This is a genomic window from Antarcticimicrobium luteum (genome assembly GCF_004358185.1).
Classification (GTDB): domain Bacteria; phylum Pseudomonadota; class Alphaproteobacteria; order Rhodobacterales; family Rhodobacteraceae; genus Antarcticimicrobium; species Antarcticimicrobium luteum.
Genome location: NZ_SMUV01000062.1, coordinates 15,201 through 26,030, shown reverse-complemented (window position 1 = coordinate 26,030; position 10,830 = coordinate 15,201). Strand labels below are relative to the sequence as shown.

The following is a 10,830-nucleotide window of genomic DNA, read 5'->3' as shown; positions in this document are numbered from 1 at the left end:
GCGCCACCGAAGCGTTTCCGTTTCGCTCGTCCCGCCCCGCCGGAGGCGTGAAGCCTAGTACCGAAGCACCTGCCCCTGCGGGCCGACCACGAATTTGCGCACATCCTCAAACCCGGGCGGATTCTTTTCCGCCAGCACCTGAAACACCCGCTGCGGCAGGATCAGGCTGCGCGCGGTGCGCGTTGCCCCTGTCTCGGCGCCGCGCCCGCCGAACGGATCGAGCGCGAAGACCTCCCGCTCCACCCGGCTGAACCAGCCGGAGCGCTCCTCGACCGCGCGTTCGCTTTCCAGCTCCTCCTCGGTCCAGGCCAGCGCCCAGTCCTGCCCCTCGGGCGCGTGGGCCTCTTCGAGCACCTCGCGCAGCGGACCGGTCTGTTCGGTGAAGGCGTGCGAATACATCGGGCCGACGTGGATGCGCCGCAGCCGCTTCGGGTGCAGATCGTCGAAGTCCTCGTCGAACCCCCTGGCGATGGTCACCAGCTTCAGCGCGTCCAGCGATTGCGCCATCAGATGCGCCTGGGCGCGCGGCCAGCGCGCCTCATCCTTGGGCAGGGCGATGCGGCCGGTGTCCTCCAGTTCCATCAGATAGACCACCGGCAGGTTGACCTGGCTGTCATAGACCGCCCAGTGCAGCAGGAACCGGCGGCGGTCCTCATCCGGGTTGCCCAGCCACTGGCATTCGGGATCGTTGCGCACCCAGAACAGATCGCCGCGCGCCAGCTCCTCGTAATACAGCCGCTGGGACAGCGCGAATTGCAACCGGGTCGGAATCGCACGCTCGCCGATGATCATGCGGATCATGTCGTCCTTGTACTGCTCGGTACTCGGCATGTTGCCCAGGTGCCGCCCGGCCTGCTGGGCGTCATTGGCCATCACCAGCAACTCGGTCCCGACCGGAAACCCGCTGTCGCGCTTGTCCATCAGCATCGAGCCGAAAACCGGCCCGGTGTCCCGCCCGATCATCAGGTACTTCATGCTAAGCGCGCGAAAGCTGTAGGTCAGCCCCAGCAAATACCGGCTGAGCACCTTGACCTCGGGGCGGGTCAGGGCGCCCTCGGCGCGCATTGCGCCTGTGACCTGAACCAGGTGGCCGGTGATCGTCTCGAACTTGCGGAAATAGCGGCGGCTGAGGAAGGTATCCCTCAGGCCCCGGAAATCCCACTCGGTCACGTCATCGGTCATTGGCTCTCCCCGCCGTTTTTTCCGGAGGACGACATTGCCGAACGACCGGACGGAAGGTCGGCCGCTCCGCCCCCGCTCCGTTCAGGGATGGCGGCGGGAGCGCGCATCCCTGACCCGCCGGTATATCGAACGCGGGTCGCCTGGTTCATCTCACCCATCACCGGCGCGCCAATCACCCGCCATAGAGGTTCTTGTCGTGCTTCTCGACAATCGCCTGGAACCGACGGGCAAAGCGTTCGTCCGCCTTGGCCTTGGCCGCCAGCACCTCGCGGGCAAAGACCATATGCTCCTCGTGCTTCTCCAGCATGTCGGCCATCTTCTGGTTGGTGGCGGTGCCGATCGCGGCCATCGCCGTCTGCGCCTCCTGGTCGGTCTTCACCCCGATCTCGTTGATACGGTGGGCGATGTCCTGCTGCTGCGCGGTCTTCAGCGATTTCGACAACGCATCATAGAGCACCACGCGCTGGTTGGTATCGGTCTGCAGCTTGTTGATCAGCACCATCTGGGTCGCCGCCTGATTCTGCAGCGAATCGACCCAGGTCTTGCCCTTCTCGATATAGCGTTCCAGCGTCTGGCTCTTGGCCAGTTGCACCTGTTCGTCCTGCACCAGCGCATTATAACGGGTGTTCAGCGCGGCCAGTTCGGTTTCCAGCCGGGTCCGCGCCGCCGCGTCGGTTTCGACCGAGATCTTGTTTTCCAGCGCGATGATCTTCGGGTCCATCCCGAGGATCTCGGCGCGCACCGATTCCAGCGCCGCCACCGTCCCCTCGCGGTCGTCCAACGTCGCGGTCAGATTGGTCTCGACCTTGTGCTTCTGCTCCTCCAGCATCTTGAGTTGCCCTTCCAACAGCTTGACGATCACGTCGGACTTGGCGATCAGATCCTGCAGCTTGTCGTCAATGCTGGCGCTGCGCATCCGCTCTTGCCGCATCGCCTCCGAACGGTCCTTGGCGAAAAAGCCGACAAAGCTTTCCCAGCCGGTCTTGTTCCGCAGCTCCTCGAAATCGCGCGAGAACCCGGCGGTCACATCGTCCAGCCCCATGATCAGTTCGGCGATATTGGCGTTCATCACCTCGGTATGGGTGTGAACGTCCTCCAGCGTCGCGGTCTCGATTTCGATGCCGGTCTCCTCGCCGGCCTCGATCCTGTTCCGCGCCGCCTCGATCCGCGCGGTCATCGCGGTGATCTCGCTCTGCGATTTGGCCACCTGTTCCTGGCTTTCGCGCAGCAGCGCATTGAAATCCGCCATCGGACACTCCTGAACAATCGATCCTGTTGTGGACATAAGGGATGTTAATTCAATTTACATCACCGCGGCCCTTAAAATCACCCTGAGTGTGGCAAATGCCGCCCCGCTTGGAAAGGGCGCCGCGCGCAGCGGCCGCAACCGGCGAGGGAGCATGGGAGCCGAGGCCTGCCAGCCCGGCGGCGCGGTGCCCTTCCCGGCCAAGGCCCGCGCCCCCGCCATCCCCGCGACAGCGGGGATGGCGGCAACGAAAAAGGCCGCCCCGAACCGGAGCGGCCTCTGTGTCATCGCCGTATTGTGCTGCGCCTTATTGCCCGCTTGCGGTGATCTTCTCCGGCCGGGCCATCCATTCCTTGCCGCGCAGCATCGCCTTCCAATAGATCGGCGGCAGCATCTTTTCCTTCAGCAGCCAGGCCGCGCGCGAGGGTTTGGTGCCGTCGATCACCCATTTCGGGAACGACGGTTTCAGCGCCCCGCCATAGCCGAACTCGGCCAGCACGATCTTGCCCCGCTCCACCGTCAGCGGGCAGGAGCCGTAGCCGTCGTATTGCGCCACCGGCGATTTGCCGTCGATGTCGGCCGCCACGTTCTCGGCCACCACCGGGGCCTGAATGCGCGCCGCCGCCGCCGTCTTGGCGTTCGGCGCATTCATCACATCGCCCAGGCTCCAGATGTTGTCATAGGTTTTGTGGCGCAGCGTCGCCTGATCCACATCGACCCAGCCGGCCGCATCGGCCAGCGGCGAGACGCGGATGAAATCCGGCGCCACCTGCGGCGGACAGACATGCATCATGTCGAACTCCATCTCCACCGTGGTGGGCTCCGCATCGGGCTTGGCGACCCGGAAGGTCGCCTTTTTCGCCGGCCCGTCCACCGCGATCAGGTTGTGGAAGAAGTCGAGCTGCGCGCCGTATTTCTCGATGTATTGCTCCAGCGCGGGGACGTAATCCTTGACCCCGAACAGCACACCGCCGGCATTGGCAAAGTGGATGTCGATATCCTTGATCACCCCGCGTCGGGTCCAGGCATCGCCGGACAGGTACATCGCCTTCTGCGGCGCGCCGGCGCATTTGATCGGCATCGGCGGCTGGGTAAAGATCGCCCGCCCTTCCTTGAGGTCCTTCACAAGCTCCCAGGTATAGGGCGCAAGATCGTAGCGATAGTTCGAGGTCACGCCGTTGCGGCCCAGCGTCTCCTCCAGCCCTTCGACGGCGGCCCAGTCGAGCTTCAGCCCCGGGCAGACGATCAGCCGGTCGTATTTCACCACCCGGCAGCCGTCGAGCACAACGGCGTTGTCCTTGGGCTCAAAGGCCGCGACGGCGGACTTGATCCAATGCACGCCCTTGGGGATCAGGCTTCCCATGGTCTTGGCCGTCTCTTCCGGCTCGAACACGCCGCCGCCCACCATGGTCCAGCCCGGCTGGTAATAATGGATGTCCGCCGGGTCGATCAGGGCGATGTCCAGACCCGGCTTGCGCGATTTGAGGCTCGAAGCGACCGAGATGCCCCCGGCGCCGGCACCGACGATGACCACGTCGAACTTGGCATCTCCGGTATCGGTGGGCGTCTTGCCGCCATTGGCGATGCGGCGCGCCACGCCGTTCATGTCGTAACCCGCCAGCTTGGCCAGGGCGAGGATTTCGGGCAGCGGCCGCCGTGGTGCCTCGCTCAGCGACCACAGCGTGGTCGAGCGGGTGCCGGTCCGGCAATAGGCCAGCACCGGGCCGGGCAGCTCGGTCAGCGCCGCGCCGAAACCCGCAGCGGTCTCGTCGGTCACGATCCCCGGCGTGACCGGCAGAAACCGGAACTCCAGGCCCTCGGCGGCGGCGGCATCGCGAATCTCTTCATGACCGGGCTGGTCGGCCGCCTCGGCATCGGGGCGGTTGCAGATGATGGCCCGGAACCCGGCCGCCTTGAGGGCGGGCAGATCCGCCGTGGTGATCTGCGGGCTGACCGAGAGACCCTCGGTGATCTTCTTGATTTCCATGAAATCTCTCCTCACTGGGCCGATCATTCGTCAGCGGACAATCCCCCGCACACGACCCGGCTGTTCCCCAATAGCCCGCCCGGCATGTCCGCGACGGCACCTCTGACCGCACAGACATATTCAAAATACTTAATTCGTTCAAGATCCCTGTGCGGCGCTGCTTTCTATTGTCGCAGAATGCGCGGCGGGGCCGCAGCGGCCCGCTCAGACCCCCAGATGGGTCTCGATCAGGCGGTGATCGCGGCGCAGCGCCTCGGCCTCCAGGGTTTCCAGGTTGCGGCCGTTCTCGATGAAGGCCACCCGGTCGGCCACCGACAGCACCGCGTCGATCCGCTGCTCCACCAGCAGGATGCCGACCCCGCGATCGCGCATCACCCCGATCACGTCGCGGATCGCCGCGATCATCGAGGGTTGCAGCCCCTCGGTCGGCTCGTCCAGCAGCAGGATACGCGGCCGCACGCACAGCGCCCGGGCGGTCGCCAGCATCTGCTGCTCCCCGCCCGACAGGGTCTGCGCCCGCTGGTGCATCCGTTCGCGCAGGCGCGGGAACAGGTCCAGCGCGTCCTCCAACACCTCGCGGCCCGATCCCCCCGCCCGCAGCCCGATCTCCAGGTTCTGCGCCACGGTCAGCTCGCCGAACAGCCGCCGCCCCTGCGGGATATAGCCGATGCCGCACCCGGCCACCTTATGCGCCGGCAGCTTGCTGATCTCGCGCCCCTCCAGCCGCACCGCGCCCGACATCAGCGGCAACAGCCCCATGATCGCCTTCATCGTGGTGGTCTTGCCGGCGCCGTTGCGGCCCAGCAGGCACAGGATTTCGCCGGGCGCCACACTCAGCGACAGATCCCGCAGGATCTGCGCCCGGCCATAGCCCGCGTTGATCTTGTCCAGCTCCAGCATCAGCCCGTCCCCAGATAGGCGGCCTGGACATCAGCGTTGGCGTGCATCTCTGCCGGTGTGCCCTCGGCGAGAATCTCGCCGAAGTTCAGCACGGTCACCCGGTCCGCGACCTCCATCACCACGCTCATGTTATGCTCGATCAGCAGGATTGTGGTGGTTGCCGACAGCTCCCGCACCAGCGCCTTGAAACCCGCGATCTCGGCGTCCGACAGGCCTTGCGTCGGCTCGTCCAGGATCAGCAGACGCGGCGCCTGCACCAGCCCCATGGCGATCTCCAACAGCCGCTGGTGACCATAGCTCAGATCGCCCGCCGCCCGCTCCGGCGCCTCGGTCAGCCCGACCTTGGCCAGCGCGCTCATCACCTCGGCTTCCACCGCCGCGGCCCCGTGCAGCCGCCGCCGCGCCGCCAGCGCCACGTTCTCGAACAGGCTCAAACGGGCGAAGACCGAGGTGATCTGGAACGTATAGGCCATGCCCAGCCCGATCCGCCGATGCGCCGGCAGGTGGGAAATCTCGCGCCCGTCGAAGAACACCTGCCCCGAGCTCGGCGCGATCCGCCCGCAGAGCAGCCCGACAAAGGTTGTCTTGCCCGCCCCGTTCGGCCCGATCAGCGCCCGCACCTCGCCCTCGGGCAGGTCGAAATCCACCTCATGCACCGCCCGCAGCCCGGCGAAACTTTTGCTGAGGCCGCGCGTCGACAACAGCGTCATGGCAGCCACCGCCAGATGCGATCGCGGATCTCGCCCACCAGTCCCTGCGGCGCGAACAGCGTCAGCAGCACCAGCGCCACGCCCGCGACCAGCATATAGGCGCTGGTCACCGCGCTGGAGAGGTCGATCAGATAGAACATGAACAGCGTGCCGATGAACGGACCCAGTACCGTGCCCGCCCCCCCGAGCAGCACCCACAAGAGCGGAAAGATCGAATATTGCACCGATGCGAACGTCGCCCCCACATAGCCGAACAACAGCCCATAAACGGCGCCGGCCAGCCCCGAGATCGTGCCCGAGATCACCACCGCCGCCAGCTTGTAGCGGAACACGTCATAGCCCAGCATGCGCGCCCGCTCCTCGTTCTCGCGGATCGCGATCAGCACCCGGCCAAAAGGCGCGCGCACCAGAGCTAGCGTCGTGAGCACACAGACCGCGAACAGCGTCAGCGCCGCGAAATAGCGCGTGTCGGGCTGGGTCAGGTCGATTCCCCACAGCACCCGCTGCGCCTGCTGCAGCACGAACCCCTCGTCGCCGCGGGTGTATGCGCCGAAATAGAGGACGGTCAGATAGCCCGCCTGCGCGAACATCAGCGTCACGATCATGAACGCAACGCCGCTGGTGCGCAGTGCCAGCAGGCCCAGCGCCGCCGAAACCGCCACCGCTGCGGCGATCCCCGCCAGCAGCCCCGGCACCGGCGCCGCGCCGCCGTGCTGCACCGCCAGCCCCATGCCGTACATGCCTGCGGCAAAGAACAGCGCATGGCCAAGGCTGAGCAGCCCGGTATAGCCGAACATCACGTTGTAGCCGACCGCGAAGCTCGCCAGCACCATGATCCGCGCCAGATTGCCGTGGTGATAGGCCGGCAACACGAATTGCAGCGCGAACAGCAGCACCAGCAGCCCGCCATGCAGGGCCAGCGTCTTGCTCCCGTCGCTCATTTCGCCCCCGTACCGAACAGGCCCTGCGGCCGGAACACCAGCACCAGCGCCACCAGCAGCGTCGCCAGGATCTTGGCCAGCGTCGGCGAGAAAAACACCGAGATGATGCCGTCGCTGAGCCCGATCAGCACGGCGGCGGCCACCGTGCCCGGCAGGCTGCCCAGGCCGCCGATGATCACCACGATGAACGACAACAGCAGCGGATCGCCCCCCATCAGGTAATGCGCCTGCTGGATCGGCACGATCAGCACCGCGCCCAGCGCCGCCAGCGCCCCGCCGATGCCGAACACCATGGCATAGACCCGCTCCACCGGGATGCCAAAGGCCAGCGCCATCTCGCGGTCAAGCTGGGTGGCGCGCATCAACAGGCCGATCCGCGTCCGCGCCATCAGCAGCCAGACACCGACCAGCACCGCCGCCGCCGCGCCGATCACGAACAGCTTGTAACTCGTCGTGCTCAGGCCCCAGGGCCAGTAAAGCTGAATGCCGCCTTCGCCCCATTCGACCCACGGCAGCGCCAGGCGGGTGTTGAACGGCGCCTCGACCGGGCGCGCCTCGGGGCCATAGGTCATCAGCGTGACCTGTTGCAGGATATAGAGAATGCCGATGGTGGCCACGATGGTCCGCTCCGGGTCATACGCCACCCGTTTCAGCACCGTCATGTCGGCCAGCGCCGCCAGCGCGCCCACCGCCAGGGGCGCGATCACCAGCGCGGCGACAAAGCCCACGGCCGGCGGCCCGCCCACATGGCTGGCCACCCACCAGGCCAGCACCGCGCCCAGCATGAAGAACTCGCCATGGGCGACATTGACCACCCGCATCACGCCGAACACCAGGCTCAGCCCGATGGCGGTCAGCGCAAGGACGGCGGCGGTCACCGCGCCCTCGAGCGAGGCGAGCATCAGATAAGGTCCGAATTCCATCAGTCAGAACAGTCCAGATCCCGCAGGCCGGAAGGGCCGCCCGCGCCAGAGTTCAATCGCGGCACGGCCGGCCCCCGACCGATCAGAACGACATCTTGGTGTAATCCACCTCGTCGGGATAGAAACCTTCCTCGATCGACGTGGTGTGCTGCACCTTCAGCATGCCGCCCTCCAGCTTGCTGATGTATTGCGGGCCGAACACCTGGTGGGTCTTGCCGTTGAACACCTTGGCGCCCTGCGGATGCTCGTTCGAATGCGGCATCTCGGTCATCGCCTCGACCGCCTCGATCAGCGCCTGACGGTCCTGCGGCCCCTTGTAGCCCGCCGCCTCCATCCCGGCCTTGATGACATAAAGCGTCTCCCAGCAGCCGAACATATGGGCAAACGTCGACACATCCTTGGCATCGCTCAGCGAGGCCCCCTTGTCGTCGACCCCCACCTGTTCGCGGTAGAACTTGTCATAGGGCGACTGGTCGGCCTGCGCATAGCGCGGCATGCCTTCCCAGAAATAGGTGCCTTCGAGGAACTCCAGCCCCGGGCTGGAAATGTCCACCGCCTCCAGGCTGTCGATAAAGCCAAAGATCTCGGGGCGGCTCGGCCCGAAAAACTCACCCATTTCCTTGACAAAGGTCAGCACCGCCGGCCCCACCATCACGTGATAGATCACCTCGGTCTCGCGCGGGATCTTGGGGAAATACTTGGTAAAGCTGGTCTCGGTCGGCGGGATCGCCAGCTTGGCCACCACCTCGCCGCCCTGCGCCTCGATCGCCGCCGAGAAGAAGTCGCGGTGATCGTGGCCAAAGGCATAGTCGGGAAAGATCATCGTGACCTTCTTCCCGAGGTTGGCCGCCACAAAGGGCGCCATCGCCTGCACCTGGCTTTTCACGTCGGTGATGCCAGGCTGAACGGTATAGCGGTTCAGCGCGCCCGAGGCCACGTGATGGCCCTCGGAGACCACGAAATAGGGCAGCTTCAGCTCGCCCGCGCGGGGGGCCGAGCCGGCGACCACATGCGAAAACAGCGTGCCGTAGCCGACGTCGCAGTTGTGCTGCGTGGCGAATTTCTCGACCACCTCGGCGCCGCGCTTGGGATCGGTGCCGTCGTCCTCGACCACGATCTCCAGCGGCCGGCCATTGATGCCGCCGGCCTCGTTGATCAGCCGCGCCGCAGCCTCGGTGGTGCGCCCGTACCAGCGGCCATAGGCGGCGCCGATGCCGGTGCGGTGCATCTGGAACCCGACGCGGATCGGCTCGGATGTCTGCGCCTCGGCATAGCGCGCCCAGAGCGGCAGGCTGGTCGCCGCAGCGCCTGCGGCCAATGTCTTGAGCGCGCCTCGGCGCGTGGTTCCCGTCTGTTTGGTGGTCCTGGTGGTCATCGCACTTCCCTCATTTGTGACACGGGCGCCTCTTGCGGCCATTATGGCTTGGCCATGATTGGCTCTACTGTGCAAAGGCGCCGCCCTTCTGTCCAGTTTTTTGCGGTTCGCTCAAACCCCGCGCGGCGAGGCCAGCAACCAAAGTCCGAAAAACGTGTAACCGATCATGAACAGCGCCAGCGGCGCCTGGCTGAGCAGCGCGCGCCGGGCGCCGCCGAACACCTTCAGCGCCACCGCATGGGCCAGCATCACCGCGATCACATGGCCCACAACCACCGCCGCCGCCTGGGTCAGCCAGATCCGGCGCATGGTCTCGGTGGTATTGAAGAACCCGGTGGTGATGTGATCCCCGTGCCCGTGTCCCTGATGGGAATTGCCCGCCACCTCCTCCAGCATCGCCCAGAGATACTGTCCCTCGACCAGAAAGGCGGTGTAATAATGGGCGATGTGATACCCCAGCGCGATCGGCAGGATCGTCGGCGCGAACAGCCGCACCGCCTCGGCCAGCGGCAACGCGGACCGGTTCAGCATCAGCCCCGCCTTGACCGTTCCCGCGAAAATCCCCAGCAACAGCGCATTCGCCGCCGCCAGGCCCGCCAGGTTCTGCCAGACCACCGCCGAGCGGCCCGGAAACTCCAGCGGGTTGACCCCCAGCACGCCCAGCCACCAGAAGGTCTCGTTCACCCCGTCGAAACTGCCGCAGGCCAGGATCACCAGCACGAACACCGCCCAGCCGCCGCGCGGCACCCGGCCGCGCAGCAGCTGCCAGCCGTTCAGACCCAGCGTCAGCCGCCCGCCGCGCCGCGCCACCAGGCTCATCCGCGCATAGCTGCGCATCAGCAGCGTGATCCCCTCGCCCCGGCGTAGCCAGCGCGGACCAAAGATCAGCGCCGCCAGCAGATTGACCAGCCAGTAGACGCCGCCGAACACCGCCAGACGCCCGGGATCGGCCGGGGCCGGATCGGCCATCAGAAAGGCGGCGAAGGCCAGAAAGGTGACGATCGCCGGCCCATAGCCCAGACGCACCGGCAGATGCAGCACCGGGCGCAGCCCCAGCCCCCGCAGCATGGACACCGGCCCGGCCCAGGGATTGACCCAGCGCCAGATGTCGAAGGCAACCCCCTGAACCGTGACGATGATGATCCAGAACCCGGTCCAGATCCCCAGCGACAGCGGGTTTTCCATCGGATCGCGCGACCCCGACAGGCCGGTCCAGACCAGCGACAGGAACACCAGCGCGACCAGCATGCTGGTGATCTCCGGCGCGCGCGTGCGCGGCAGTCGCAGCAACAGCAGGGGGGCGAAGATCCGCGCCAGCACCGGCTCGGGCAGCACCGCCATCAGCACCACGGTCAGCGCCACCGCCGAGGCCCCCGCGGCGGTATAGAAATCGGTGGGCAAGAGCAGCACCAGCCCCCCCTCGGTGGCGTGGGCCAGCGCCGCGCCGGCGCCCGCAACGACCAGCCCGGCCGCAAGTGCAAGCCGCGCCGCCGCCCGGATACCGCCTGTATCTAAGGGTGCTTTCATGGCGCGATATTACCGATGCGCCCTGCGAAGGAAAGCCGC

9 protein-coding genes are annotated in these 10,830 nt (G+C 66.4%); all 9 read right to left on the bottom strand.

The features are described 5' to 3' along the window. Nucleotides 1–54: 54 nt before the first annotated feature. The 9 genes from E1832_RS09105 to E1832_RS09065 all read right to left on the bottom strand — a co-directional run bounded on the left by E1832_RS09105 (nt 55) and on the right by E1832_RS09065 (nt 10,791). Nucleotides 55–1,182 carry a hypothetical protein gene (locus tag E1832_RS09105; protein WP_133359432.1) on the bottom strand — a complete coding sequence of 376 codons (1,128 nt, stop codon included), beginning with the start codon at nt 1,180–1,182 and terminating at the stop codon, nt 55–57. A gap of 172 nt (nt 1,183–1,354) precedes the next feature. Then, nucleotides 1,355–2,431, bottom strand: coding sequence for a coiled-coil domain-containing protein (locus E1832_RS09100; RefSeq protein WP_133359431.1), 1,077 nt, complete (start codon nt 2,429–2,431; stop codon nt 1,355–1,357). A 304-nt stretch (nt 2,432–2,735) separates the two neighbouring features. Then, nucleotides 2,736–4,415, bottom strand: a complete 1,680-nt coding sequence (locus E1832_RS09095) for a bifunctional protein tyrosine phosphatase family protein/NAD(P)/FAD-dependent oxidoreductase (RefSeq protein ID WP_133359430.1) — start codon at nt 4,413–4,415, stop codon at nt 2,736–2,738. A gap of 204 nt (nt 4,416–4,619) precedes the next feature. Next, a complete protein-coding gene (locus E1832_RS09090) occupies nt 4,620–5,315 on the bottom strand; it encodes an ABC transporter ATP-binding protein (protein WP_133359429.1) in 696 nt (231 codons plus the stop codon). Continuing rightward, nucleotides 5,315–6,025: an ABC transporter ATP-binding protein gene (locus E1832_RS09085; protein ID WP_133359428.1), complete on the bottom strand. Its 711-nt coding sequence runs from the start codon at nt 6,023–6,025 to the stop codon at nt 5,315–5,317. The genes E1832_RS09090 and E1832_RS09085 overlap by 1 nt, the downstream gene beginning before the upstream one ends. Then, a complete protein-coding gene (locus E1832_RS09080; RefSeq protein ID WP_133359427.1) occupies nt 6,022–6,966 on the bottom strand; it encodes a branched-chain amino acid ABC transporter permease in 945 nt (314 codons plus the stop codon). Before E1832_RS09080 ends, E1832_RS09085 begins: the two co-directional genes overlap by 4 nt. Beyond that, nucleotides 6,963–7,889 (bottom strand): branched-chain amino acid ABC transporter permease, encoded by a 927-nt coding sequence (locus E1832_RS09075; protein WP_133359426.1) that lies wholly within the window; start codon nt 7,887–7,889, stop codon nt 6,963–6,965. Before E1832_RS09075 ends, E1832_RS09080 begins: the two co-directional genes overlap by 4 nt. A gap of 82 nt (nt 7,890–7,971) precedes the next feature. Next, complete coding sequence (locus tag E1832_RS09070; protein WP_133359425.1) at nt 7,972–9,264, bottom strand: ABC transporter substrate-binding protein; 1,293 nt, start codon at nt 9,262–9,264, stop codon at nt 7,972–7,974. Between the two features lie 111 nt (nt 9,265–9,375). Further along, the gene (locus E1832_RS09065) at nt 9,376–10,791 is read right to left on the bottom strand and encodes a hypothetical protein (RefSeq protein WP_245513921.1); all 1,416 of its coding nucleotides are present in this window, start codon (nt 10,789–10,791) and stop codon (nt 9,376–9,378) included. Nucleotides 10,792–10,830 lie beyond the last annotated feature (39 nt).